Source organism: Chlorobiota bacterium (assembly GCA_016710285.1).
In the GTDB taxonomy this organism is placed as follows: Bacteria; Bacteroidota; Ignavibacteria; order OLB7; family OLB7; genus OLB7.
In genome coordinates, this window is the sequence record JADJXR010000001.1 from 1,922,648 (window position 1) to 1,948,080 (window position 25,433).

Consider the following 25,433-nt stretch of genomic DNA (forward strand, 5'->3'; position numbering starts at 1 on the left):
CTGGCACTTGGCACGATTCCTTATCATGGGTCGTCTTACCAGGCCGCATGGCTGCAAGCGGCTTCCCACAGTTCAAAGGCCTCGGTGGCCAAAGGCGTATCAATGCCACGAAACTGTGCGGGTTGTGCAAGCGGACCCGAAGAAGCAGATGCCCCCACGGCATTTGTTAGCTCTTTCCGAATTATCAACAACTGAATGCCTGCAACAACAACAGCAAAGAGCGCAACCTATAGGCTTTTCAAGGTGGCTGCCGAACTGAATATCGGTAAGGAAACCATCTCGGAATTCCTACGCGCCAAAGGGTTCGACATCTCCCCAAAACCGACAGAACAACTGTCGCAGGAGATGTACGACCTTGTCATGGATAAATTCGAGAAAGAGCATCGGCAGATTGAGAAGCAACGCAAAAAAGTGGATGCCTACCACGAAAAGCGTGTGCGCCCAAAAGACGAAACCACGGCTTCAAAGAAAAAGGAAGGCAAAGAAAAAGAGGAGGCTCAGGGTACCGGGGTCGAAGAACCGGCTGAAGCGATTGTTGCTGCCGCACCGCAGCCCGCCGAAACAGCGGAGCCATTGCCCCAGCCCGAGCCACCAACCCCCGTGGTAACGCAGGTCCCGACAGCAGCCCCAGCTCCCAAACCGGTGGCCGTTCCCCCCGTGGCCGAAACCACAGCCCCCGCCGTGCCGCCAACGGTGGCAACTGCTTCGCCTGCTCAGGCCGACGATGCCCCAGCAGCAGCAACGGCCACCCCTGCGCCGGAAGCACCGGCTGCACCAGTTCCCGCACCTCCATCTTCGTCCACACCGCCAGCAGCTGCGCCGTCCGTGGAGGCTGTTCCTGATGCCGAGCCAGCCGCCCCAACGATCAGCGCGGAAGAGCGTGCAGCCCAACTGGAAGATGCTCGCCGCTCCCGGATTGAGGAGCTTCGCCGCATTGCCATGCGTGGCCGCGAAACCGAAGAACCCCCGGCTCCCGAGCCAGAACCCGAACCCGAACCAACCCCTCAACCCGAACCACCGGTTGTTTCCGAGGAAGGTGAGCAAGGGGCCCGGTTTGTTTCGGCCCCCCCAAAGCTGCAAGGCTTGACGGTGCTTGGGAAAATTGATATCGGCGGAAAGAAGGAAAAAGAGAAAGACAAGGACAAGGACAAGAAACGCACCCGCACCCGTACCCGCGGCAAGGCGATTGATATCAACGCCGAAGCTGCGCGTGCGCGGAACACAAGCAGCACAGAAACTGCAACCGGAACAACCCCCCGGACCAACACAAGCCAACCCGAAAACCGAGCCGGAAGCAAACGCGGACGCAAAGGGGCCAGCGTTGAGGTTGATCGCGACCAGGTCAACAAGCAGTTGCGCCAGACGTTCTCACGCATGGGGGATAACACGCGCTCCGGACGGCAGCAGCATAGCAAGAACAAACGCGCTGCCCATGAAGCACGCGAGCAAGCACGCCGCGATCGCGAAAGTGCCGAAGCAACAATCCTGCGCGTGACAGAGTTCGTCACCGTGGCCGAGCTTGCCAACCTGATGAACGTGGATGTTAGCCAGGTGATCGGCAAGTGTATCGGGCTTGGGCTGATGGTCTCCATCAATCAACGCCTGGACCGCGACACCATCCAGCTGGTTTCCGATGAGTTTGGCTTCACCGTGGAGTTCACCGAGGAGTTTGCCGAGGACTCCCTTGCCGACACCGAAGATGCCCCGGAAACGCTGAAGCAACGCGCCCCAATCGTTACCATCATGGGCCACGTTGACCACGGCAAGACCTCCTTGCTGGATCATATCCGTAGCGCGAACGTGGTGGCGGGCGAAGCCGGCGGCATCACCCAGCATATCGGTGCCTACAGCGTGACGCTTCCTGACAAACGGAAGATCACCTTCCTTGACACCCCGGGCCACGAAGCCTTCACGGCCATGCGCGCCCGCGGTGCCCAGGTGACCGACATCGTGGTGTTGATTGTGGCTGCCGACGACGCAGTGATGCCCCAAACGTTGGAGGCTATCTCGCACGCGCAAGCCGCCAACGTGCCGATGATTATCACCATCAACAAAATTGACAAGCCCGATGCCAACCCCGATCGCATTAAGCAACAGCTTGCCGACCGCGGGGTGTTGGTGGAGCAATGGGGCGGGAAATATCAGTGCGTCGAAATCTCCGCACGCCAGGGGCTGAACGTTGATAAACTGCTCGACGCAATCCTTCTGGAAGCCGAGGTTCTGGACCTGAAAGCCAACCCCGACCGCCAAGCGCGCGGTGTGGTGATTGAATCGGAGATTGACCGTGGCAAAGGTGTGGTGGCAACCGTCCTGGTGCAGAAAGGAACGCTGAAAGTTGGGGATGCCTTCGTTGCCGGCCACCATTACGGGCGCGTCCGCGCCATGATGGATGAGCGCGGCAACCGCTTGCATCAAGTTGGCCCCTCGGAGCCAGCGCAGATTCTGGGCTTCGACGGCCCGCCAACCGCTGGCGACGTAATTGTGGTGACGGAAAACGACCGCGACGCGCGCGAGATCGCTACTCGCCGCCAACAAGTGCGCCGCGAGCAGGAGTTCAAGCAGGGTCGCCACCTAACGCTGGACGAGCTTTCGGACCAGATAGCCCGTGGCGGCGTGCAGAACCTGCCGCTGATTATCAAGGGCGACGTGGACGGATCGGTGGAGGCACTTGCCGACGCATTGCTCCGCCTTTCCACGCCAGAGGTCCAGGTGACGGTGATTATGAAATCAGTGGGCGAAATTTCCGAATCGGACGTTCTGTTGGCCACCGCCTCGAACGCCATTATCATCGGCTTCCATGTTCGCCCGAACCTGAAGGCCCGCAAGTTGGCCGAGCGCGAAGGGGTGGAAATCCGCACCTACCAGATCATCTACGACACCGTCAACGAGGTCCGCGCCGCGTTGGAGGGGATGCTGAAACCGGAGTTCAAGGAAGTGGTGACGGCCACCGTGGAGGTCCGCGACATCTTCAAAATCTCCCGCGTTGGAACCATTGCCGGATGCTACGTGCAGGATGGCAAGATTATCCGAAGCGACAAAGTGCGATTGCTGCGCGATGGGCTGGAGGTCTTCGCCGGAACCATCTCATCGCTACGCCGCCTGAAAGATGACGTTCGCGAAGTGGAGCAAGGCTACGAGTGTGGCATCACCCTTGATGGCATGAACGACATCAAGCAAGGCGACGTGATCGAAGCATTCAAGATGGTGGAAGTCAAACGGAAATTGGAAACTGCCGGAACGGCATAATCCCCAAATCAAAAAAACAATCCGACCAGGCGGAAAGCGCTGCCGCCTGGTCGGATTTGTTCAGAACCGGATGCTGCTCCTTGCCAAGCATGGCTCCCCGCACTGCGGCATCACCATTCGCAATTGAACCAACTTCCCCAAGACGATAACCGATTCCCGATGTCAATACGCACCGAACGTGTTGGAGCAATGCTCCGCGAGGCACTGGCCACAGTCTTCCAACGGAACCTTCCGGAATATCTGGACGGCATGATTACCGTGGTATCGGTGAAGATGACCCCGGACCTTTCAATCGCCAAAGTCTATGTCAGCATCTACCGCAACACCACCGACCCTGATGTGCTGGTGAAGCGGATGAACACACATATGCCGGAGTTCCGGAAAAAACTGACCGGGCTGGTAAGCATGAAAGCTATCCCCGAACTCCGTTTTTACCGCGACGATACGTTCGAGGCGGTTGAGCGAATCACCGAGTTGCTGAACTCCGTCCGCCCAGCATCGAATGGTGCATCAAGTGCCCCGGCTTCCCAGAATAACCCGGACGAACCCACCCCGTGAGCGAATCTTTCAAGAACGCTGCGGCTGCCGAACCAACGCCACCACCGTTTGGCGTTCCGATTATCGCCCGCGCAACCGCCGCGCTGCTGAACGAACGGGAGGCATGGGAGGCCACCGGAGCGATTGTGCTGATTGACAAACCGGCAACGTGGACCTCGTTCGACGTGGTGGCAAAAACCCGTGGGATGCTGAACATCAAGAAGGTGGGCCACACCGGCACGCTGGACCCAATGGCCACCGGATTGCTGGCAATCTGTGTGGGGAAAGCCACGCGCCTTGCCGACCAGATTCAAGCCGAGGAGAAAGAGTACACCGGCGCAATCCTGTTTGGCGCAGAAACCGACACCGACGATGCCGAGGGGATGGTGACGCAGACCAGCCCCACCGCCCACCTAACCGAGGCGTTGGTCCGCGAAGGTGCCGAACGGATGATTGGCCAGCAGCTTCAATCGCCGCCAAGCTACTCGGCGCGGAAAATCGGCGGGCAGCGGATGTACAAGCTGGCGCGAAAAGGGGTTGCGGTGGAGGCCCCACCCCGCAGCATCACCGTGCGGGAGTTCCAGATTACCGGGGTGAATCTTCCTGAAGTTGAGTTCCGCATCGTCTGCTCCAAAGGGACCTACATCCGTGCGTTGGCACGGGACTTGGGGCGGGGGTTGGAATCGGGCGCGCATCTGACCGCGCTGCGCCGCACCAGAAGCGGCAACTTCCACGTTGAGGATGCCTTGACGATGGAGGAACTGAGGAACCTTTTGGCGGACACCAAGCCGCAAAGCCCCCAGGAATAGCCCGCATTGCTCTTACCGTTTTGTGATGACAGCATGACCGTTTACCGTTCGCTTGCCGAAATACCGCACAACCCTTTGAGCGTCCTCACGATTGGGACGTTCGACGGGGTCCACCGTGGGCATCAACAGGTGATTGGGGCATTGACCCAAGCGGCAAAGGAGCGTGGCGGGCGCAGCGTGGTCATCACGTTCGACCCGCACCCGCAGGAGGTGATCCGCCGGCATGGGACCACGGTGGACATCTTGACAACGATCGAGGAACGCCAGGAGCAATTCCGCCGCTTGGGGGTGGATGCGGTGGTGGTGATCCCATTCACGCGGGAGTTCGCGGCCACACCGTGGGAGGAATTTGTGGAGCAGTTAGAATCGCAGATTGGCATTGCCCACATGATTGTTGGCCACGATCACGCATTTGGAAAGGATCGCAAAGGGAATGCGGAATCGCTGCGGGGATATGGCGCGGAACATGGGTTCGGGGTGACGGAGATTGGCCCGCTGGTGGTTGCCGGGGAAACGATCAGCTCCACAAAAATCCGGCGCGCATTGGCCGAGGGGGATTTGGGAAAAGCCGCGGAGTATCTGGGGCGCAACTACTCCCTTTCCGGTACGGTTGTCCGGGGCGACGGGCGGGGGCGGAAGCTGGGAATCCCCACAGCGAACATCAGCCCAATCAACCCCAACAAACTGATCCCGGCCAACGGAGTGTACTGCGTTCGGATGGAGGTTGGCGGCGTGTGGCATCGCGGCATGGGGAACATTGGGGTGCGGCCAACATTCACCGATGCCACCCAGCGAACGATTGAGGTGAACCTGTTCAACTTCGCTGAAGAGATTTATAACCAAATTGTGACGGTCGAATTATGTAAGTTTGCCCGCTCTGAACAAAAGTTCAGTTCGGTAGATGAGTTCTTACAGCAGTTGGAGCGCGACCGCGCAACCTGCCAAGCAGCGGCCTGAGGCCGATCAACAACGCTTCGGTATCAACCCGGGCAGAACGTAGCAAGAGTTCAACAACAACATAGATCTAACAATTCAAACGACGTAGCAACCATGCCTTTGACCAAAGAGCGCACCGCCGAGATCGTAGCGAAATACGGCGACCATGCCGGCGATTCCGGCAAACCAGAAGTTCAGATTGCTTTGCTGACCGCACGCATCTCCGGCTTGAACCCCCATTTCGAGAAGAACCGCAAGGACAAACACTCCCTGCGTGGGCTGATGAAAATGGTGGGCAAGCGCCGCTCGCTGCTGGACTATCTGATGAAAGTTGACATCAACCGCTACCGCGCAATCATTGCCGAGTTAGGCATCCGCCGGTAATCCAGCCGGGCAGAGTCTGCAAGATCAATGCACACAAATAGGGTGGTGTCCCAAAAGAGGAACCACCCTTGTGCGCTTTTCAGGGGAAGCTATTGTGGGGCCGATCCCAAACGGCCATTCCCCGCCAGCACGCTTGCTGCACCGCCGCCCAAAAGGCTGAATCGTGTAGAACGCATAACACAACCAACACATACGTACCGACTGCGGTGATGAGTGCCGCAGACCCATTTTCTCTTTCTGGATGTTGCCATGATGAAATCTGTCGAGATCGAGTTCGGGGGGAAAAACTTCTCCCTTGAGACGGGCCGCTTTGCCAAACTTGCCAACGGGGCCGTAATGGCCCGCTACGGCGACACGATGGTGCTGGCCGTTGCCGTTGCTGCGGGAACCCCCCGCGAAGGAATTGACTTCCTGCCGTTGCAGGTGGAGTTCCGCGAGAAATTCGCCGCTGCCGGAAAAGTGCCGGGTGGGTTCTTCAAACGGGAAGCCCGGCCCAGCGAAAAGGAAATTTTAAGCGCACGCCTGATTGACCGCCCCATCCGCCCGATGTTCACCAAAGGGTGGACCTACGAAACACAGGTGATCTGCACCGTCTATTCGTTCGACCAAGAGAACGATTCCGATGTGGTGGCCGCCGTGGGCGCAAGCTGCGCGCTGATGCTTACCGGAATGCCGTTCAACGGCCCGGTCAGCAACGTCCGCGTGGGCTATGTGGATGGTGAGTTCATCATCAATCCCACCTTTGCCCAACTTGAAAACTCCATGATGGACATCACCCTTTCCGGGACCGATTCCTCCATCGTCATGGTGGAAGGGGAATGCCAGGAGATTAGCGAGGACCTGTTCGTCCAGGCGTTGGAGTTCGGCCACGAGCATATCCGCCAGCTGAACGACTTGCAGCGGCAGCTTGTTGCCCAATGCGAAGTCACCCCGCTGCCAATGCCGGAGAAAACAACCTTTGCCGACGTTGAAGAATTTATCCGCACACGCTCCACCACCACTCTGGAAACGTTCGCCCGCGAGGCCACCAGCAAGGAAGGCCGCCAAGAACGCTACCGCACCCTGCGCCAAGAAGTCGCCGAAGCCGTCGCCGCGCAGTTCAGCGGCGAAGACTATGCCGGATTGGAGGTGGATAAAATCGTTGGAAGCGTCCTGCACGATCTGGAGTCGGAGGTGATGCGGGAGATGATCCTGACCGACGGCAAGCGGCTGGACGGGCGCGCCACCAACGAAATCCGTGGCATCACCTGCGAGATTGACATCCTTCCGCGCGCCCACGGGTCGGCACTGTTCACACGCGGCGAAACCCAATCGCTCACCTCGATGACGCTTGGCACCAAGAACGACCGCCAGCTGATTGATGGACTGCTCCCCAAGTATGAAAAGCGGTTCATGCTCCACTACAACTTCCCCCCCTTCAGCACCGGCGAAACGGGACGGTTCGGCAGCACCTCGCGCCGCGAAATCGGCCACGGCAACCTTGCCGAACGCGCGCTGAAAGTGATGCTCCCTGAGGAAACCGAATTCCCCTACACCATCCGCATCGTCTCCGACATTTTGGAGTCGAACGGCTCCTCCTCGATGGCCACCGTCTGCGCCGGAACGTTATCGCTGATGGCCGGCGGCGTGCCGATCAAGAAGCCAGTTGCTGGCATTGCCATGGGGCTGATTAAAGATGAGAACAGCGACCGCGTGGCGATCCTTTCCGACATTTTGGGGGATGAGGACCACCTGGGCGACATGGACTTCAAAGTGACCGGAACCGCCGACGGCATCACCGCCTGCCAGATGGATATCAAGATTCAAGGAATCTCCCTTGAGGTGATGCGTGGCGCGCTGGACCAAGCCCGCGATGGCCGCCTGCACATCCTGGGGAAGATGACCGAGGCGATTAGCGAAGTCCGCGAGGACCTGTCGCCATTTGCGCCACGGCTTACCACCATCCAAATTCCTGTGGAGATGATCGGCGCGGTGATTGGAAGCGGCGGCGAGACGATCCGCGGAATCGTGGCCGAGTCTGGGGCCGAGATCAGCATCGAGGAAGATGGAACCGTGGTGATTGCCGCCGTCAGTGGCGAGTCATCGCAGAAGGCGGTGGAGATGATCCGCGCCTTGACCGAGCAGCCGGAGCCGGGGAAGGTCTATCGCGGAAAGGTGACCCAGGTTCGCGAAGGCTTGGGGGCAATCATCGAGTTCTTGCCGCGCAAAACCGGGCTGCTCCATATCTCCCAAATTGACCATCACCGCGTGGAGAATGTGGAAGATGTCCTTTCCGTTGGCGACCGCGTGGAGGTGAAGCTGGTGGAGATTCAGGACGACGGGAAGTTCCGCCTAAGCCGCAAAGCATTGCTGCCGCGGCCAGAGGGAATGGAAGAAGAGCAACCACGCGAGCGGAGCGAACGCCGCGACGGCGACCGTGGTGGTCGCGGTGGCGACCGCGGTGGATACCGTGGCGGCAACCGTGATGATCGCGGCAACCGCGGCGGCGACCGTGGCGACCGCCGCCGATAAACCGCAGGCAAACCCAAACCATGAAACGCAGAACGCCCGGCAGCAATGTTGCCGGGCGTTCTGTTTTTGTGATGCCGGAACACTTTAGTTTGGTGTGATACCATCCCGCGCCCTTGTCCCATTGGTCTGCGTTTTTTTTATCACCCTCCTTTATTCCCGTGCTCCATTGCTTTGTTTTCTGGGGGAAGGGAACTAAGTTCCCCGAAGGCTGCGTTGTGGTAACGCCGTCGGCTTGCATAGGCAGCAGCCGAAGGAGAACGGAGCCAAGACACTCATTCAGGAGGCATCATCATGCTACAAGAAAAGTACCAATCGCTCCTTGACTTAGGGGTTGAACTGAACGTACAGAACGGTAATTGGAAGGAGGAAGGGGGGAAACTGCGCATCAGCGGAACCGCTGCGTACCAGTACGACAAGGACCGTTTGTGGGATAAGATTAAAACCTACGAGAACTGGGAGAACGAAGTGGAGGCGGACATCGCCGTGGCGAACACGGATCTGTACGGTGTGTATGTTGTCCGCCCGGGCGACACACTCTCCAAACTCTCGAAAGCCCATTACGGCGATCCCAATCGCTACATGGAGATTTTCAACGCCAACACCGACCAGCTTTCCGACCCCGATGTGATCCGCGTTGGGCAGCAACTGAAAATCCCCAGCAAGTAGCCGTTCTGGGGCGGGCGCACTACCTGCGGGGCAACGCTCCTTGCTTTTCACATCTATCCATTCCCATCTATGCCAGAATCGGTTATCAGCATTGCGCTTGGCTTGGGGCTTAGCGCGGCGTGTGGCTTCCGGGTGTTTCTGCCGCTGCTGGCCATGAGCATTGCTGCGGCCACGGGGCAGCTATCGTTGGGGAGCGGTTTTGCGTGGGTGGGAACCACGCCAGCGCTTATTGCGTTGGCAACAGCAACCGCTGCCGAGGTGCTGGCCTACTACATCCCGTGGTTTGATAACCTTCTGGACACCATCGCAACCCCGGCGGCAATGGTTGCCGGGGTGGTGGCTTCTGCCGGGGCAATGGTGGATCTGCCCGAATTTATCCGGTGGGGATTGGCCGTGGTGGCCGGGGGCGGGGCGGCAACCGTGGTGCAGGGAACCACCGTGGCGTTGCGGGCAAAATCATCGGCAACAACGGCGGGGGTGGGGAATCCGTTCCTTGCCACTGCCGAGCTTGCCGGGGCCGTCACCATTTCAACAATGGCACTGATTGTTCCGGTGGTGACGCTGCTTCTGGTGGTTCTTCTTATCGTGCTTCTTATCCGTGCTGCTGGCCGATTGCTCTTCCGCCGGAAACCAGCAACAGAGGTCAACAGCATATCACACAACACCATTCGGAGGTAAACAATGTGGATTCTCTGGACGATCATCATCGGCTTGGTTGCCGGTTCGGTCGCAAAGCTCATCATGCCGGGGAAGGACCCGGGTGGCATTGTCGTCACCATCCTTCTGGGCATTGCGGGATCGGTGGCGGCAACATTCTTGGGAAGATTGCTGGGGCTGTACCCAGAAGGCGATTCTGCCGGGTTCATTGCCTCTATCCTTGGGGCATTGCTGCTGCTGTGGATCTATCGGCTGGTTAAGGGGAAGAGCGCGCAAACCACGGCGTAGCAAGGCTTCCCCTCCCAAAAAAAGATCGGTGCCGGAACATCACAGGTTCCGGCACCGATCTCCTTTTTGCGAACTATTCGATTCCCCGCTCCGCGTCCCGTTCCATCACCTCAACAACCTCTGCTCCTTCTCCTGCGGTGTTTTCTGGATGGACTCTATCACCTCCGCTTCTTCAATCTTGGCCTGCTTCCTCCCTTGCCATCTTCCCCCAAGCAAAAGCCGGCGAACTCCAAGCCCAAGCAGCAGCACGCCGCCAGCCACCAACGCCACCCCCGCCACCGAAAGCAACAACAGCAGCAGCAGAACCACCACCACAACCACCACCGCCCCCATCACCATCCGAGCAATGGGGTTGCGTACGTTGCGCCCGTTGAAATTGACCTGCATCATGGCAGAGAATTGGACCCGGAGAGTACAAAGATTGCTACGCCATCACTTCGCGAGCCAGCACCATGTCGGCCCCCTGGGCATCGAAGCCGAAGCCAACATCGGCAATGCCGCAGGCGTGGTAGATGCGGGCCAGGGTGCGGCGCATATCCAACGTGTCGGTCTCTATCCACTCAATCAACGTCTCGTCCAGCATCCGCAGGAACCGGCGGTCGGCAAGCTCGTCAAGCTGCTGGGCGTAGCGAACCATGCTGGCGCGAAGCTCTGCCGGGGCGTAGATCAGCATGTACGGGCGGGCAACATCCAACCCGGCCAGAAGCGAACGCTCGGCCCTGCGGCGCATCCGCAGTCGGGCAAGGTCAATCGAAAGAAGGTCATGGCTTTGGGCCGTGTCCAACTGGCTGTAGAACTCGCTGGGCTGGAACCCCATGTCCAAAAAGAGTGGGAACATCTTGTGGTGCGCCAACTCATTGTAGAAAAAGTTCACCGTATCCATCTCAATCTGCCGAGCGGTAAACGCGGTTGGGCGGATCAAGCCATCCAAGCGGAGTTTTAGATGGAGGAGTTCGTGGGTGAAACTGGCAACCGGATGCTCGGTTGGGACCATCGCAATGGTGGCCGTGCCCTCGCCGAACTGGGACCCCCAGTAGGGAATGGTGCTGGTTTCCAGCCGCAGCGGAAGCCGGGCGTTTACTTCGTTGTACAGTGCGCGATTGCGGTCGTCCACTAACTGGTCAATCGTGTATGGCATGGTCAAAACGGGAAAGTGCTAAAGGCCACGGAACAAGGGTCGCAAGATACACCGCGCCACGGCGTTGGTGATGTATCAAAAAAACTGAAATGATGGAGCAACAAGTCTTTCAAGAATCCATGTGCGCGGCTCCCCCTCTTGGGAGGCTTCGGGGGGGAGGTGAGAATTGGGGTAGTCGCCCCGACCTCTGTCGGGACGTGGGGACGCTCGCGAACCGGGCGTTGCTTTCCGAATCTCAGGATCAGAAACTTCCCGTGCCATCGCAACCGCCGCGTGTTCGGTGGTTGCCCCGAACCTACTCGGCAGGCTAAAGACCTGCCGCTACCTCGACAGAGGTCGGGGCCGCTATCCTCGGCTCCACGCGAACTTGAATCCCATGCTTCGGGCGGAGGGTGATGCTGGGGAAGTAGTCAATCTGCTGATTCGGGGCCAGCGCTATCCGGAACCTTCGCGCCACGGCGGCAAGGATCAGCACGGCCTCCATTTTCGCGAACTCATCGCCGATGCAGCGGCGCGGCCCGCCACCAAATGGGAAGTAGGCAAACTTCGGCAGCTGCCGCGCAAGGTCCCCCTGCCAACGCTCCGGTAAAAAATCGTCCGGGCGTGCGTACCAGCGCGGGTCGCGGTGGATCACCCACTGGCTTGCCACCACCTGCATCCCTTTGGGGATGTGATAGCCGCCAATCGTGCAATCCTCCAACGCCTGCCGACCCACGCGCCACGCCGGCGGATACAGCCGCATAGATTCTTTCACCACCATCTCGGTCCACGGAAGGTTCGGAATGTCGGCAAAGGTTGGTGGGCGGCTGCCAAGCACGCGGTCCAGCTCCTTGTGAAGCCGCGCTTCCGCTTCCGGGTGGTTGGCCAGCAGCATCCAGGTCCAGCTTAAAGCGATTGCCGTGGTCTCATGCCCAGCCAAAAACAGGGTGATGACCTCATCGTGAAGTTGCTGGTCGGTCATCTGGCTGCCGTCGGTGTCCTGAGCGTGAAGCAGCATCGAAAGAAGATCATCACCTTCCGCCTGGCTTTTGCGCCGGGCTTCAATCATGCCGTAGATGATCGCATCCAGCTCCCGCTGCCGTTGCCGAAATCGGATGTTCCTGGGGAGCGGAAACTGGTCGAACAGCCGCATCAAACTCAGCCGTTCGGTGAACCGCTGCATCGCCAAATCAAGCGCCCGCCCAACCGCCTCCGTTTGCCCCGAGACATCGGCGCCGAACAGTGCGCGGGCAACAACCTGCAAGGTCAGCCCCATCATCTCCTCGTGGATATCCATTGCTTGGCCGCTGCGCCAGCGGTCGGTCATCTGGTCGCTGAAGGTGGCCATCAGTTCGGCATAGCCGGCAATGCGGTCGCGGTGGAAAGCGGGTTGGGCAAGGCGGCGTTGGCGCAGCCAGAACTCACCATCGCTGGTCAGCAATCCATTCCCCAGCACCTGGGCCGCCTGCTTCAGCAACAGCGGTTTGATGAACTTCCGGTTCTGCGTCACCAGCACCTCCTCCACAAGGTCGGGGTGGCTAAGCAAGCAGGCTTGCAGGTGGGCAATCTTCACCTGGACGGCATCGCCGTGGGTCCGCGCCAGCTCGGCCATAAACTGAAGCGGGCGGCGGCGCATCTGCGGCAGCATCCCCACCAACGGCCGCCCTTTCGGACCGCGAGGCAGGGGGCGGGATTGAGTAGTGGAATTAGGCATAAGAGAGTTCACAACATGGTGTGGAAATATAAGACCTGCCAGATCACGGCGTGCTACCCCCCTGCCCAGTATCTATCACCACCAATAAAAAACACCAAACCTCCCTCAGCATTTCGCTGAAGAAGGCTTGGCGTTGTTAGAAAGGGGATTCTTTGCGGGCCACCTTTTGCCTGGTTCTCTTGCAGGAGTTCAATCCAACAGGTGTTGCTCCTTCCCTCCCTCTCTTCCCCTTCCTTTCTTTCCATCCCTTCCACTCCTTACTTCACCACTTGCACAGCTCCTGTCTCGATGGTTGTTCCCACCCGCAGTGTGTAGCGGTACGTTCCGCTTGGCAGGTCCGATAGGTCAAGCCCCACAACGTGCGTTCCGGCACTCAGGTTTTGGTTGTTGATTGGGCGTGAGATTTCGCGCCCGGCTGCGTCGCTTAGCACCATCGTCACGTTGTCGGCACTGCGTGGCAACGCAAACTCGATGGTTGCTTCGCCGCTGGTGGGGTTCGGGTAGGCCGTGCGGAGCAGCGTTGTGTGTGCGTCGTCGCCGGTTGCCTCAATCCCCGATGTTGCGCCCCCTTGCAAGCTCAACTCACCATTGCTGATCACCGCCCCATCGGCGTTGTAGGTGGTGAACCGGATGGTTGCACCCTCGGCAACGTTCGCAAGCGTCAGGTAGATCGGCTTGTGCGATTCGCCGCTGGCAAGCTCCTCGCCACTGGTCATCGTCTCGGCCACGAAGTTCCGTCCATCGTTGGTGCCAAAGCTGAGCGTGGCGTGCGTTGGGTTGGCGGTTGGGCCAACAGCCACAATCTCCGCACCCTCCACCGACTCGATCACCACCCGTGCGATTGGCTCCTTGGAACCGTTGGCATTGGTAAGGTGGATGGCGTAGGTCTTCAGGTCGCTAAGGCCAACCGATGCCGATTCCACAACGTCCCCACCGCTTAGCTGGCCACGGCGCAAGGTGAGGTCAATCTCTTCTTGCAAGGTGTCTTCTGGGCTGTCGGCCAGCACGTAGTGGAACGTCACCCGGTGCGGCGCGCTGGTTGCGCCGTTCAAGTTGGCGTAGTCCATCGTGAACGCTGCGGTCTGGCCCGGGGTTGCCACAAAGTTGAAGCGTTGCGTGCCGTCGAACTCTTGCGTTCCAACAATGCTCCGTTCCGTTTCGGTTGCGCTGCTGATCGTCAGGTCGTTCGCCGAAATGCTGATTCCGGTGTACGTGATTCCGCCAAGTTCGGCCGGGGCCTGCGGGAAGTTGATGTTCAACGATCCGCTGTTGTCGCCGGTAAGCTGGCCGGCCACGGTGGGCTGGTTGCTTCCCAAGAAGCTGCTGCTGTTTTTCTGATTGCTTAGGCCGTGGGTCAATGTTGGGTCGGCAATAATCCATCCGTAGCGTGTCCGCTTGAAGCAGATCACCGTGTCGCACGTGACGCAGTTGATGTCGGTGTAGCGAACCCGAACGCAGTAGCTGATAACGTCGCGACGTTGGTACCACGGCTTGGCCGGGAAACGCAAGCGGAACTGGAACGGCGTTGGGACCCCAAGGTTCGTGTACGGGCTGTTCACCCAAAGGAACTCGTGCATGAAGGGGATGGTCCCGCCAACAAAGTTGATATGGTTGCCCGGGTTGATGAACTGCCCAACCACCGGCACACCGTTGATGCGAGCGTCAACCAACGTTGCCGAGACTTTCACGATTGGAGCCGGCCCTGCGGCAAGGAATCCGTTGATGGTTGCAAAACCGTTTGCCGATGCCGAGCTTGAAAGCTTCCAGAATTTTTTCTGGAACTCGTTGCAGCAATCAGGGATTGGGATTTCGCACTGCGGCACTTTAATCTGGAACGAGTCGCGGCAGCAGTACTGGCGCGTTTTGTCGCACAGCGTAGCGTAGATGGTCAGCGGTCCTGGCGTTGCGCCGGTGAAGTTGACGGCAACGCTGGTTGAGCCACCAATCGGGAGCGCGCTTAGGTTCACTGGGTTCGGCACAAAGGTCACGCCCGATGCGTTCAGCGTAAGCCATTCGGCGTTTGGCGCAATGCCCAAGTTGGTCACGGTCAGCCAAGCAACGTATTGCTGCGTTCCGGTTGCTGGGTCGGTGATGCATTTCACGGAGTCGGCTTCCACAATGGCGCAGCGTTGCGGCGGGCACTCGGGCAGCTTGATGCTGATGGTGTCCTCGCAGCATTGCACCGTGCCGTCGGCACTTGGGCAGCAAATCTTGATTGCGAAGGTGACGGTTGCGCCAGCCACTGCGCCGGGGCCATGCAGGGTAAGCGATTGCGGCGTGAAGGAGTTGGTGACGCTGAAGCTGCCTGGGAAGAAGCTGACCCCCGCAGGGCTAACCACCGACACGCTGGCCGATTGCGTTGCCGAGCAGTTCCGCAGGCTACGGATGTAGAAGGACCAGGAGTAGGCGGGGATGGTGCTTCCTTGAATCGTGGTGCATTTCACCTGCTGCTCAGTAATCTGGAAGCATGGTTCCGATGGCTTGGGGCAGTTGCCAAAATCAATGTGGTTGACAACTTGGCCGTTGGCAACGGTGATGGTGTAGTTGTTGGGAACCGGATAGGTTTGGGTGTAGCCCGATTGCTGGATTTCGCTGACGGTGTAGCTGCCCGGGGGAAGGCCGTTCAGGTAGTAGTTGCCAAACACGTCGGTGACGGCGGTGTAGGTGTTGGTGCCGTTGGTGGCGGTAATCGTCCATCCTGGAAGCCCTTGTTCGCCGGCATCCCACTTGCCATTGCAGTTTTTGTCCAAGAACTTGGTTCCGATAATGCTCCCTTTCTCCAAGCAGCAGTTTGGATTGGTTAATCCCACCGAGAAGCCGGGGGCGGTGATGTAGCCGGAAAGATCAAACCCCATTGCCACGCTGCTGGTGTTCAGCACCTCCACACGAAGAACGTTTTTGTACGTGGTGATTGGAACGGAGACGTTGATGATGGCTTTGTTGCCACACAGGAACCCGTAGCTGGGGGCCGATGTCCCAATCTGCACGCCGTTGAAATAGACCCGTGCGTAGTCGTCGGCGAACAGTTCCAGATGAACCTGGGCTTTCTGAACTTCCGGCGAGATGCAGAGGGTGTCGTCAAAAATGTAGGTTCCGTTGGCATCGTTGCTGGCCGATGGGTAGGAGCTAAGCCATTGGGAGTTCGCCAGCGGGTTGCACCATGACGAGTACTTGGTGATAACCGATGCAGGGCGCGGTTCGGTGGTGCTGGCCGATGGGTCCGAGACCACGGTCCAATACGCTGTCTGCGCGCCAACCGGGTCCAGCGAGTTGGTGGCGTGGTTCCATCCGGTGTTCACCCGAATCGTGTCGGTGAAGCAGTTGTTCGCCTGCGCGAATGTTGGGGTAAAACAACAGAGCAGCGCTGCCAGTATCAGCAGCGTCAGGGCAATTGGCCGCCCCAGTGCGTTGTGGTTTCGGTTCGTTCTCATGGTGCAGTTCTCCTGTGTGTGCGGTTAGTTGATGCAAGCGTTTGTGTGTATGGACTGCTGTCGTTGTTCGTTATCCGGCGATGGAGTTGTCAAGGTCTTCCGATGAGTCATCGGCTTGTTGGGCGAAGGGATACAAGCCCAATCCCGCTACGGCCACGCAAAGCGCAAGGCCAAGAAGCATTCGGAACAGCGTTGGGAGGTTCAGTTCGGCGTTCATATTTGGTTTGTTGTTGAGTTGCGTTTGCAGGTTCTGTTGGCGATGACCAGCGCGTTGTTGGGCAGCAGATCATCAACACCTTTCACGCTATCCGCCGGACTTAAAAAGGGCTTAAAGAGAGGGGGAAGGGGGAAAGATTTTTTTGGAAGCAGAGCAAGTAAAGAGCAGAAATGGGGATTTTTTCAAAAAAATGGACGAATCACCGATGTGCAAAAACAACAGGGAGCGGAAGGCAAGGACGCCGATGGATGGAGGGGAGCGGTGAATCTTCGTACCCCTTGGCGGGTGGTGGGGTTGTTCGTGTATATTATGGCCAGTTGCTGGCACGCAAGCCACTTCAGCAACCATCATCTACAAACCAGCTAATCAGACAGGAGCACCAGAGCAATGCCAACACGCACAGCACAAGCCGCTTGGAACGGCAATCTTCTAGAGGGAAATGGGAAGGTGGCACTGGACGGAGGGGCGTTCGAGGGGCAGTACAACTTCACTTCACGCTTCCAGGAAGGAGTGGGAACAAACCCAGAAGAACTTCTGGCCGCCGCCGAAGCTGCCTGCTTCTCGATGGCCCTTTCTGCCGACTTGGGGAACGCGGGATATGCCCCGGTCAGCGTGGCAACGGTGGCCAACGTCACTGTGGAGAAAGTGGATGGCGGCTTCAGCATCACCACCGTGCGGCTGCGGGCCGAAGCAAACGTTCCCGGAATCACCCAGGAGCAGTTGGAGGAGATCGCCAACGGAACCAAGAAAAACTGTCCGGTCTCTCGCGCGCTTGCCGCAATTCCCAATTGGGAGCTGACGGTGACGCTGGTGGGATAATCGTGCAGGAAAAAGCCCGCACCGGAAAACAGCACTGCCGGAGCCGAGATCGTTCGATCCCGACTCCGGCAGTGTGCTGAAAGTCCGTGGCGAATGTGGTTACTGGTTAATCCCCAGCAGCTCCACGTCGAACACCAACGTTGCGTTCGGGCCAATTACTCCGCCGGCTCCGTTGGCTCCGTACGCAAGCTGTGGGGGAATGAAGAATCGGTATTTGGAGCCAACCTTCATCAGCTGCACCCCTTCCTGCCATCCGGCAATCACATTCCCCAGATAGGTGCTGAACGGTTGCCCGCGTTTTACCGAGCTGTCGAAGACGGTCCCATCCAGCAGCATTCCGGTGTAGTGGACCGTCACTTTGTCGGTGCCTTTTGGAGTTGCGCCGGTCCCCTGGGTGATTACTCCATATTGAAGTCCGCTGGGGCGGGTGATAATTCCCTGGCGGGTTCCGTTTTCGGCAAGGAATGCCTCGCCCTGCTTTTTGTTATTTGCCGCAATCTGCTCCGGCGTTAGCTGTTGCTTCGGTGCTGCCGGCTGCGCCGATTGCCCAACAGTGGATTGCCCGCCCCCTTGCTGGGTCTGTTGTGCGGTTCCTCCCTGCTGTTGGGCTTGCTGTTTTGCTTGCTGCTGCTGGGCAAGTGCTTGTTGCAGCTGTGCAATCAGGAGTTGAACCTGTTCTGTGGTCAACGCGGTTTTGCCGTTGGCGGCATCGTTAATGCCGGCAATGATGAAATTGGGTTGGGCATTGACCCCCTGCTGCCGAAGGTTCGTCAGGAAGCTGATTCCCAGCGCGTAGTTCACGCTGTCGGCAATGGTTTTCAGCTGAAGCGGCGGGGCAGTTTTTGCGGCTGGCGTCCCCCCTTTCTGGGCGGTTGCTGGCGCGGTTGCCAGCAGCAGAAGCAGTGCTGGCAGTGCCATCCAATTTTTTTTCATGGTTGATGCGATTGGTGTTCGGTGTTCTTGTTGTTGAACGGTCGTTCGGTTCTTTCTATTCTGAAATTATTCTGCGCCGGAAGCCACGCGGGGCAACGGCTACGCTGGTTCTTTGCGGAAGCCTTCGTCGGGAAGCAGGTGCTGCTCCGGTTGTTTTGCGGCTTGCACGGCAAGGTAATCGCAGCGTTCGTTCTCCACGTTGGCGTTGTGGCCACGCACCCATTGGAAGGTGACGGTGTGGCGTTTCAGCAACGGGAGGAGTTGTTCCCACAGGTCAACATTCAGCGCAGGCGATTTATCGGACTTGCGCCAGCCGCGTTGCTGCCACCCATACACCCAGCGTTGGGTGATGGCATCAATCACATATTTCGAATCGCTGTACAGCGTCACCGCGCACGGGCGTTTTAAGGTTTGCAGTGCGGTAATCACCGCAAGCAGTTCCATTCGGTTGTTGGTTGTTTGGCGGTATCCGGCCGAAAGCTCGCGGCGGTGGTCGCCATGCATCATCACAATGCCGTAGCCGCCGGGGCCGGGGTTCCCCGAACACGCGCCATCGGTGTAGATGATGACGTGGGAAGGTTTGCTCATGCCCGCAAAATTAGCCCAATCGCCGAACCGCATCGCATCAAGGCCGTCCCATTTCGTATCATTGCAGCCCAACAGCAGTTCCCAAAACTCATCCAGAATATCACGATTATTGCATGGCATCAGTCACAGCCACACTTGGCAGCGGATACAGGGTTGAGGTCAGCAACCAGCGGCATCAGTGGTTTGCCGACGAACCCCCCAGCGTTGGCGGGGCCGACACAGCACCGTCCCCCTACGAACTCCTGCTGGGAAGCCTTGCCGCCTGCACGCTGATCACCCTGCGGATGTACGCCCAGCACAAAGGGATCGCCATAGATTGGGTGAAAGCAGAATATCAGTTTGGACGGCATCAAACGGAAGAAGGTTCCCCGAAGGTGGAGCGGATTGTTTCGCAGATCACCATCGGCGGCACGTTCGATGAACTTCAACGCCAGCGGCTGCGGCAGATTGCGGCCCGCTGCCCCGTGCATCGCACCCTGGAGAGCGGGGTGGAGATGGTGGATACCGTCAGCTTTGGCGAGCCGGCATTGCCAGGCTTCACCGGTTAAGCCGCCACTGTTATTGAAAGAGTTTTCCGGAGACAGAAAGAGGAAGAGAGAGCAATGGCCAATCGCACCGTGAAAAAAAAGAAAGAACCTGCCGCTGCCGTGGCAACCGCTTCCAGCACGGCCAAAGCGAAACCAGCAAAAGCTGCAAAACCAAAACGCAAGCAGCTAACCCCGGCGCAGATGATTGAATTGGCGGTGGAGATTGCCGCAAAGGGGCATCGGGGGCAAACCGATAAATACCGCCAGCCTTACATCCTTCATGTGCTTGGGGTGATGGGCCGCTGCCGGACGATTGAAGAAAAAACCGTGGCACTGCTCCACGACGTTGTCGAGGATGGCCACACCACTTTTGCCGCGCTGCGCCGCAAAGGATTCTCCGAGCAGATTGTGGAAGCTGTGGCACGCCTTACCCGCCACGCTGGGGAGCGTTATGATGACTTTGTGGAGCGGATTGCGCCGGACCCGTTGGCGCGTGCGGTGAAGCTGGCCGACCTTGAGGACAACATGGATGTTCGCCGAAGCAATCGGGCGATGGGCCAGAAGGATGCCGAAAGGATGGAAAAATACCGCCGTGCTTGGCAGCGTTTGGCACGCTTGCACGGCGGCATGGACAATGAGACGATGGATAGCCGATAGATACCCGGGGCGCAGACGTTGCCGCTTTTACAAGATCAGCATGGCATCGCCATAGCTGTAAAAACGGTATCCCCCTTTGACAGCGTACTTGTAGGCTTTCAGCACTTTCTCCCGCCCGCCAAAGGCGCAGACCATCATCAGCACGGTGCTTTCCGGCTGGTGGAAATTGGTGATAAGGCGGTTGACAACCTTGAAGTCGTATGGGGGATAGATGAACTTATCGGTCCAGGAACGGTTCGGCTTCACGGTCCCCGATGTCAGCACCGAGCTTTCCAACGCCCGCACCACCGAAGCCCCCACGGCGAACACCTTCCCCTTGGCCTTAATGGTTTTGTTGATCGTCTCGGCAGCGGTTGGGGTAATCTCATAGAACTCCGAGTGCATCTTGTGTTTGGTCAAATCCTCCACCTCCACCGGATCGAACGTTGAGCGGTTAATGTGCAGCGTGATCTTGGCAACGCGAACCCCTTTGCGTTCCAATCGGGCAATCAATTTTTTGGTGAAGTGAAGCCCAGCGGTTGGGGCGGCAACCGACCCGTTTGTTTTGGCGAAGATCGTCTGGTAGTATTCGCGGTCGTCCTCCACGGTTTCCCGCCCGATGTACGGGGGAAGCGGCATCAGCCCAATCCGCTCAATCGTTTTGAACAGATCGCCCGTGTGGTTGAACCGAACGGTGCGCCCGCGCGAGGTGGTGTTGTCAATCACTTCGCAGTAGAGCTTGTTGTCGTCGAAGTAGATTTTGTTGCCGATGCGGACCTTCCGCGCCGGGTCAACCACCACATCCCACAGGGCATCTTTCTGCGAAAGCTCCCGCAGCAGCATCACCTCAATCTGCGCGTTCGTCTTCTCCTTCTTTCCAATCAGCCGTGCCGGGAACACCCGCGATTCGTTCACCACCAGGCAATCACCTTTCTTGAAAAAACTCACGATGTCGGCAAAGCTGTGGTCGCTCATCTCACCGGTCTTTCGGTCCAGAGCAAGCAGTTTGGAGGTGTCGCGGGGGTCGGCGGGGTACTTTGCGGTTGCAGACTTTGGGGCAGTGAAACGGAAGTCGGATAATTTCATGGAAGCGCGATCCGTAAACGTAGGTAGAACAAGGCGTGCAGGTTTGGCCGGTACTGTGGGACGCTTCTGAGCGACTGTTATGGTTCGGCTCGTAGCAGCGTTACGACCCCACCAACGCCTTTTGGTAGGAACGAACGTGCGAAGTTACAAAATCAGATAGGGGGAACGCAACGGAGAGGCCGCTGAAAATGGTGTGCATTCGCGCACGTTGCAAAGTAAAAACGGGGATACTTTCAAAAAAATCTCTATTTCATCCCCAACCCTTCTATAAAATTCCTCATAATGAAATCCTTCCCTCTTCCGTTTTTACTATTCATGCGAACACCTTTTTGCTGTAGCTGATGGCTTGCACTAGTCATTTCTGGACATCGTCGGCACGGCGTAACAAGGGGTCGGTGGGCTGCGCAATGGCGGTGGCCGGCATTATCATCAGAAGTAGAAGAAGGCGTTGAAGCATGGGAAGTTTGGTGTTAGGTTGTTGGTTTCCGAACCGCAACGAACTGTGCAGCGTGCAATTCATTTGCTCCTATCCTTGCACATACGGTAATGAATTAGGAAATTCGCCGGATATTGTACGCGCAGCAAATTCTGCCTACTATCGTGCCGGCCTGCAAACGGCGTTGGCAAGCACACGCTCCCGATCTGAACTTACGATGATTCGCTGCCATGAACTGTACAACGAACGCAGAGACACATAGCACACAACGCGAGGACTACATCTGATGAACTCACGGAGACTTTCTCTTCTTGGATTGCTTCTTGCCGTCATGGTGTCGGCATCGGCAACCGCACAGCAGGGCGGGGCAACCGCCCACACGCCGCAACTGATTGCCCAATCGGCACGGCTTTCTTACATCGAGAACCGGGGTCAATGGCCCGCCGAAGCACGCTATCTGATGCAAACCCCGGGGCTGAACTATTGGATCCACAACGACGGCATCACCTACGATGCCTATCGCGTCAACCCAGCAGCCCAAACAGAGGTGGAGGGGGAAGTGGTGAAGATGAAGTTTGTGGGGGCGGGCAACCGTGCGCAAGCCGTTGGCATGGGGCCGCTTCCGGGAACGTTCAACTACCTTTTGGGGAATGACCCTGCGGCATGGGCAACCAACGTCCGCCGCTTCAGCGCAATGGCCATTGGCCGCCTGTATGAGAAGGTTCAAGCCATTTTCTACTTGGACGAAGGGAAGCCCCGCTACGACCTGATTGTTGGCGCGGGTGGCGACCCATCGGTTGTGAAAATCGCCTACGAAGGAAGCGGAAATGTCACGGTAAATCGCGCTGGCGAAGCGGTCTATCAGACCTCGGTTGGAATCAATATCCACCAGGGTGGGCTGTTCGCTTACCAGATGGTGGGCGACGTGAAGCAGCCAGTTGCTTGCTCCTTCCGCCAGAACGACGACGGCACGCTCGGCTTCCAGCTTGGCAGCTACGACCGCACCAAACCACTGGTGATTGACCCGTTGCTGTACAGCACCTACATCGCCACCAGCGAGATGGAAACGCCGTGGGACATCAAGACCGACGCGGCGGGGAATGCCTACATCACCGGCATGACCCAATCCACCACCTATCCCACATCGGTTGGGGCTTATTCGGCGGTGTATGGTGGCGGCTCGCGCGATGCGTTCGTCACAAAAATCAGTGCCGCGGGGGACACGCTCCTCTACTCCACTTTTATCGGTGCTTCCGGCCAGGATATCGCCTACGGAATTGAAGTTGATGGCGGCGGCAATGCGTACATCACCGGAACCACAAGCTCAACGAACTTCCCAACAACCGGCGGTGCGTACCAGACCACACCGCCAACGTCGGGAACACACGGCTTTGTGCTGAAACTGAACGCAAACGGAACTGCCCCGGCCTACAGCACCTACCTTCTGAGCGCCACGCCAAGCGACATCGCTCTTGACCAATTTGGCAACGCCTACATCACCGGAAGCTGCACCGCAGGGTTTGCAAACACCACGGGATTCTGGAAACCAACGTATGGCGGCGGCGCAACCGATGCCTTTGCCTTGAAGTTGGAGACCGCTGGCGGAACCCGCGCGTATGCCACGTTCATCGGGGGAACCGGAAGCGACCGCGGTGTGGCAATCGCGCTGGATGCCAGCAACAACGCCTACATCACCGGAACCACCGACAGCAGCAGCTTCCCTTCGGCTGCGGGAGCCTACCGCAACACCGTGAGCGGCGCGCGCGACGTGTTCGTCACGAAGCTGAACGGAGCCGGCACCGGCATGGAGTTCTCCACGTTAATCGGCGGCACGGCCAACGATATGGTGGAAGACATCGCGGTTGACATCAACGGCAGCGCGTACATCACCGGCTCGACGGTTTCGCTGAACTATCCAACCTCCCAGAAAGCGTTCCAGGATAACCAAGCTGGCAACGATCCGAACAACACCTACGGCGATGCCTTCGTGACCAAGTTCAATCCCACCGGAACGGCCATTGCCTACAGCACCTACTTGGGCGGCGTTACCGGCGACGGCGGAACCGGAATCTACGTGGACCGCCGTGGATATGCCTACATCACCGGATTCACCGGATCGGTGAACTTCCCGGTGCGCATCGGCGATTACGATAGCGAGTTTGAAACCACCGGCGAGGACCCGCTCAACTATCAAGGCGATGCCTTCTACACGAAGCTGACCCAGGATGGAAGTGGGCTTCTGTACAGCACGTTCTTGGGGGGCGAGGAAGCGGACACCGCAACCGCAATCATCGTCAGCAAAATGGGGGACATTTACGTGACGGGCCACACCCGCTCGACGGCATATCCCACCACCGAAGGAGCCTACCAAACCACCTTCGGCGACAAGAAAGATGTGTTCATCACAAAGCTCCCGGGCGTGCTGGTGACTTCGCCGAACGGGCTTGAGCAATGGTGCGCCGGAACCACCCAGCAGATCACATGGGAAAGCTCCGGCATCCCAGCATTCGACGTGTATATCTCCAGCGACAGCGGGCAGACGTACAACTTGCTGGCCTCGCAAGTGCGTGACCATTTCTACGAATGGCCGATTCCCAAAACCCAAAAGGCGGGCATTGCATACCGCGTGCGGGTGGAAGAAAGTGGCGACCCAGTGCTGGGTTCCTACAGCGACTTGGGGGATATGACGTTCACGATCAGCTCCCTTCCACAAATCACGTTGCAGCCCGGGAACACCGTGCAACCCGCTGGCGGAACGGCAACCTTCCTTGCTGGCTCGGCAAGCATTCCTGCGCCAACGGCCCTGTGGCAAGTAAGCGGCGACGGCGGCCAAACCTGGACCGATGTCCCGAACGGAACCGGCCCAACGCTGACGCTGCACAACCTGCAAGTGAGCCAGAACGGAACGATCTACCGTGCGGTCTTCAGCAACCTTTGCGGATCGGACACCACGACAAGCGCATCGCTGACGGTGGTTGGCTTGACGCTGTTGGAACCAAATGGTGGGGAGAAATTCTGCACCGGAAGCACGATGAATATCCGTTGGGGGCTTGCCAACTACACCGGCTCGCCGGTCTATAACCTTGCGGCATCCAGCGATGGCGGCAAGACGTGGGCAACCATCGTCAACGGCATCCTTGCCAACGACTACAAGTGGACGCTGCCGCGTGCCCTTGCACCAAGCACCGAATACCGCATTCGCGTCACGCTGACCAGCGGCGCGGTGATTGACATCAGCGACTCCAACTTCACCGTTAACGGTCAAGCAGTGGTGACGCGCAACCCAAGCAACACATCGGTTGAGCTTTTTGAGAAAGCCTCCTTCATTGCCGAAGCCGGTGGATTGCCGGAACCGCAAGTGCAGTGGCAGATCAGCACCAACAAGGGGCAGACGTGGACGAACGTTAATGGCGGCGCACGCACAATCACCGACTTGGGTCGCGTCCGTTCGCAATTCGATTTGGCACGCGCAAACTCTGCCGACAGCGGAACCATGTATCGGGCAATCTTTATCAACGAGTGCGGAAGCGACACCACCGCCCCGGCAACGCTGATTGTCTATTCGTTCAATCCATCGGGGGTTGATGATATGGATGCTGGCACAAGCGGCCTTACCATCTCCGCCTCGCCAAACCCAGCGGCGGGCGATCTGGTGGTGGCGATGAACCTTCCACGCAGCGGAAAAGTCCGCGTGCTGCTGAACGACGTGAACGGCCGCCTTGTCCGCCGCATTGCCGAAGGGGAGCTGAATGCCGGCGCGCATCAGTTCACGGTTGATGGAGCCGGGCTGCCAAACGGAACCTACACCTGCACCCTGCTGTTCGGCAACCAACGCCGCACGGTGAAGGTGCAGATCGTGAAGTAGCGATAGAGTTCGAAATCCTTGTTGACAGCA

The 25,433-nt window shown here is 58.4% G+C and carries 22 protein-coding genes; 14 read left to right on the forward strand and 8 right to left on the reverse strand.

The annotated features are described in order from the left end of the window. Positions 1 to 195: 195 nt before the first annotated feature. The 9 genes from infB (at position 196) to IPM61_06885 (ending at position 10,034) form a co-directional block, all read left to right on the forward strand. Positions 196 to 3,246 carry a translation initiation factor IF-2 gene (gene infB, locus IPM61_06845; protein ID MBK8911031.1) on the forward strand — a complete coding sequence of 1,017 codons (3,051 nt, stop codon included), beginning with the start codon at positions 196 to 198 and terminating at the stop codon, positions 3,244 to 3,246. A gap of 159 nt (positions 3,247 to 3,405) precedes the next feature. After that, a complete protein-coding gene (rbfA, locus tag IPM61_06850; GenBank protein ID MBK8911032.1) occupies positions 3,406 to 3,804 on the forward strand; it encodes a 30S ribosome-binding factor RbfA in 399 nt (132 codons plus the stop codon). Positions 3,805 to 3,890: 86 nt separating this feature from the next. Beyond that, positions 3,891 to 4,592: a tRNA pseudouridine(55) synthase TruB gene (truB, locus tag IPM61_06855; GenBank protein ID MBK8911033.1), complete on the forward strand. Its 702-nt coding sequence runs from the start codon at positions 3,891 to 3,893 to the stop codon at positions 4,590 to 4,592. 33 nt (positions 4,593 to 4,625) lie between these two features. After that, on the forward strand, positions 4,626 to 5,549 hold the full coding sequence (locus IPM61_06860; protein ID MBK8911034.1) for a bifunctional riboflavin kinase/FAD synthetase: 924 nt from the start codon (positions 4,626 to 4,628) through the stop codon (positions 5,547 to 5,549). A gap of 93 nt (positions 5,550 to 5,642) precedes the next feature. After that, on the forward strand, positions 5,643 to 5,912 hold the full coding sequence (gene rpsO / locus IPM61_06865) for a 30S ribosomal protein S15 (protein ID MBK8911035.1): 270 nt from the start codon (positions 5,643 to 5,645) through the stop codon (positions 5,910 to 5,912). Between the two features lie 249 nt (positions 5,913 to 6,161). Beyond that, entirely contained in the window at positions 6,162 to 8,423 is a 2,262-nt protein-coding gene (locus IPM61_06870; protein MBK8911036.1) for a polyribonucleotide nucleotidyltransferase, read from the forward strand. Positions 8,424 to 8,711: 288 nt separating this feature from the next. Continuing rightward, positions 8,712 to 9,089, forward strand: coding sequence for a LysM peptidoglycan-binding domain-containing protein (locus IPM61_06875; protein MBK8911037.1), 378 nt, complete (start codon positions 8,712 to 8,714; stop codon positions 9,087 to 9,089). A gap of 69 nt (positions 9,090 to 9,158) precedes the next feature. Continuing rightward, positions 9,159 to 9,767 carry a DUF4126 domain-containing protein gene (locus IPM61_06880; protein ID MBK8911038.1) on the forward strand — a complete coding sequence of 203 codons (609 nt, stop codon included), beginning with the start codon at positions 9,159 to 9,161 and terminating at the stop codon, positions 9,765 to 9,767. Positions 9,768 to 9,770: 3 nt separating this feature from the next. Then, positions 9,771 to 10,034 carry a GlsB/YeaQ/YmgE family stress response membrane protein gene (locus IPM61_06885; GenBank protein ID MBK8911039.1) on the forward strand — a complete coding sequence of 88 codons (264 nt, stop codon included), beginning with the start codon at positions 9,771 to 9,773 and terminating at the stop codon, positions 10,032 to 10,034. A gap of 105 nt (positions 10,035 to 10,139) precedes the next feature. On the opposite strand, the gene IPM61_06890 is transcribed toward IPM61_06885, so the two are convergent. From IPM61_06890 to IPM61_06910, 5 genes are all read right to left on the reverse strand, one after another. Next, positions 10,140 to 10,424 (reverse strand): hypothetical protein, encoded by a 285-nt coding sequence (locus tag IPM61_06890; GenBank protein ID MBK8911040.1) that lies wholly within the window; start codon positions 10,422 to 10,424, stop codon positions 10,140 to 10,142. Between the two features lie 34 nt (positions 10,425 to 10,458). Continuing rightward, complete coding sequence (locus tag IPM61_06895) at positions 10,459 to 11,172, reverse strand: hypothetical protein (protein ID MBK8911041.1); 714 nt, start codon at positions 11,170 to 11,172, stop codon at positions 10,459 to 10,461. Between the two features lie 307 nt (positions 11,173 to 11,479). After that, on the reverse strand, positions 11,480 to 12,865 hold the full coding sequence (locus IPM61_06900) for a cytochrome P450 (GenBank protein ID MBK8911042.1): 1,386 nt from the start codon (positions 12,863 to 12,865) through the stop codon (positions 11,480 to 11,482). A gap of 257 nt (positions 12,866 to 13,122) precedes the next feature. Continuing rightward, positions 13,123 to 16,296 (reverse strand): hypothetical protein, encoded by a 3,174-nt coding sequence (locus IPM61_06905; protein ID MBK8911043.1) that lies wholly within the window; start codon positions 16,294 to 16,296, stop codon positions 13,123 to 13,125. 70 nt (positions 16,297 to 16,366) lie between these two features. Then, positions 16,367 to 16,513: a hypothetical protein gene (locus IPM61_06910; GenBank protein ID MBK8911044.1), complete on the reverse strand. Its 147-nt coding sequence runs from the start codon at positions 16,511 to 16,513 to the stop codon at positions 16,367 to 16,369. Between the two features lie 36 nt (positions 16,514 to 16,549). On the opposite strand from IPM61_06910, the gene IPM61_06915 reads away from it, so the two are divergent. Then, the gene (locus IPM61_06915) at positions 16,550 to 16,879 is read left to right on the forward strand and encodes a hypothetical protein (GenBank protein MBK8911045.1); all 330 of its coding nucleotides are present in this window, start codon (positions 16,550 to 16,552) and stop codon (positions 16,877 to 16,879) included. Positions 16,880 to 16,900: 21 nt separating this feature from the next. After that, on the forward strand, positions 16,901 to 17,332 hold the full coding sequence (locus IPM61_06920; GenBank protein MBK8911046.1) for an OsmC family peroxiredoxin: 432 nt from the start codon (positions 16,901 to 16,903) through the stop codon (positions 17,330 to 17,332). Positions 17,333 to 17,431: 99 nt separating this feature from the next. Here the strand turns inward: IPM61_06920 and IPM61_06925 are convergent, their stop codons facing one another. Next, complete coding sequence (locus IPM61_06925; protein ID MBK8911047.1) at positions 17,432 to 18,250, reverse strand: FKBP-type peptidyl-prolyl cis-trans isomerase; 819 nt, start codon at positions 18,248 to 18,250, stop codon at positions 17,432 to 17,434. A 114-nt stretch (positions 18,251 to 18,364) separates the two neighbouring features. Continuing rightward, a complete protein-coding gene (gene rnhA / locus IPM61_06930) occupies positions 18,365 to 18,853 on the reverse strand; it encodes a ribonuclease HI (protein MBK8911048.1) in 489 nt (162 codons plus the stop codon). Between the two features lie 113 nt (positions 18,854 to 18,966). Between rnhA and IPM61_06935 the strand changes: the two genes are divergently transcribed. Continuing rightward, a complete protein-coding gene (locus IPM61_06935; GenBank protein ID MBK8911049.1) occupies positions 18,967 to 19,401 on the forward strand; it encodes an OsmC family protein in 435 nt (144 codons plus the stop codon). Positions 19,402 to 19,581: 180 nt separating this feature from the next. Beyond that, the gene (locus tag IPM61_06940) at positions 19,582 to 20,037 is read left to right on the forward strand and encodes a GTP pyrophosphokinase (protein MBK8911050.1); all 456 of its coding nucleotides are present in this window, start codon (positions 19,582 to 19,584) and stop codon (positions 20,035 to 20,037) included. A gap of 27 nt (positions 20,038 to 20,064) precedes the next feature. Here IPM61_06940 and queA read toward each other — a convergent pair whose 3' ends face one another. After that, positions 20,065 to 21,102 (reverse strand): tRNA preQ1(34) S-adenosylmethionine ribosyltransferase-isomerase QueA, encoded by a 1,038-nt coding sequence (gene queA, locus IPM61_06945; protein ID MBK8911051.1) that lies wholly within the window; start codon positions 21,100 to 21,102, stop codon positions 20,065 to 20,067. A gap of 722 nt (positions 21,103 to 21,824) precedes the next feature. Here queA and IPM61_06950 point away from each other — a divergent pair. After that, on the forward strand, positions 21,825 to 25,403 hold the full coding sequence (locus IPM61_06950) for an SBBP repeat-containing protein (GenBank protein MBK8911052.1): 3,579 nt from the start codon (positions 21,825 to 21,827) through the stop codon (positions 25,401 to 25,403). The last annotated feature ends 30 nt before the right edge of the window (positions 25,404 to 25,433 follow it).

Coding starts and splice junctions, on each gene's coding strand:
- IPM61_06905 (MBK8911043.1), bottom strand. CDS start 16,296: ATGAGAACGAACCGAAACCACAACGCACTGGGGCGGCCAATTGCCCTG.
- IPM61_06885 (MBK8911039.1), top strand. CDS start 9,771: ATGTGGATTCTCTGGACGATCATCATCGGCTTGGTTGCCGGTTCGGTC.
- rnhA (MBK8911048.1), bottom strand. CDS start 18,853: ATGAGCAAACCTTCCCACGTCATCATCTACACCGATGGCGCGTGTTCG.
- rbfA (MBK8911032.1), top strand. CDS start 3,406: ATGTCAATACGCACCGAACGTGTTGGAGCAATGCTCCGCGAGGCACTG.
- IPM61_06890 (MBK8911040.1), bottom strand. CDS start 10,424: ATGATGCAGGTCAATTTCAACGGGCGCAACGTACGCAACCCCATTGCT.
- IPM61_06925 (MBK8911047.1), bottom strand. CDS start 18,250: ATGGCACTGCCAGCACTGCTTCTGCTGCTGGCAACCGCGCCAGCAACC.
- IPM61_06950 (MBK8911052.1), top strand. CDS start 21,825: ATGAACTCACGGAGACTTTCTCTTCTTGGATTGCTTCTTGCCGTCATG.
- IPM61_06900 (MBK8911042.1), bottom strand. CDS start 12,865: ATGCCTAATTCCACTACTCAATCCCGCCCCCTGCCTCGCGGTCCGAAA.
- IPM61_06870 (MBK8911036.1), top strand. CDS start 6,162: ATGATGAAATCTGTCGAGATCGAGTTCGGGGGGAAAAACTTCTCCCTT.
- IPM61_06895 (MBK8911041.1), bottom strand. CDS start 11,172: ATGCCATACACGATTGACCAGTTAGTGGACGACCGCAATCGCGCACTG.
- IPM61_06920 (MBK8911046.1), top strand. CDS start 16,901: ATGCCAACACGCACAGCACAAGCCGCTTGGAACGGCAATCTTCTAGAG.
- rpsO (MBK8911035.1), top strand. CDS start 5,643: ATGCCTTTGACCAAAGAGCGCACCGCCGAGATCGTAGCGAAATACGGC.
- IPM61_06860 (MBK8911034.1), top strand. CDS start 4,626: ATGACCGTTTACCGTTCGCTTGCCGAAATACCGCACAACCCTTTGAGC.
- infB (MBK8911031.1), top strand. CDS start 196: ATGCCTGCAACAACAACAGCAAAGAGCGCAACCTATAGGCTTTTCAAG.
- queA (MBK8911051.1), bottom strand. CDS start 21,102: ATGAAATTATCCGACTTCCGTTTCACTGCCCCAAAGTCTGCAACCGCA.
- IPM61_06940 (MBK8911050.1), top strand. CDS start 19,582: ATGATTGAATTGGCGGTGGAGATTGCCGCAAAGGGGCATCGGGGGCAA.
- IPM61_06935 (MBK8911049.1), top strand. CDS start 18,967: ATGGCATCAGTCACAGCCACACTTGGCAGCGGATACAGGGTTGAGGTC.
- IPM61_06880 (MBK8911038.1), top strand. CDS start 9,159: ATGCCAGAATCGGTTATCAGCATTGCGCTTGGCTTGGGGCTTAGCGCG.
- IPM61_06910 (MBK8911044.1), bottom strand. CDS start 16,513: ATGAACGCCGAACTGAACCTCCCAACGCTGTTCCGAATGCTTCTTGGC.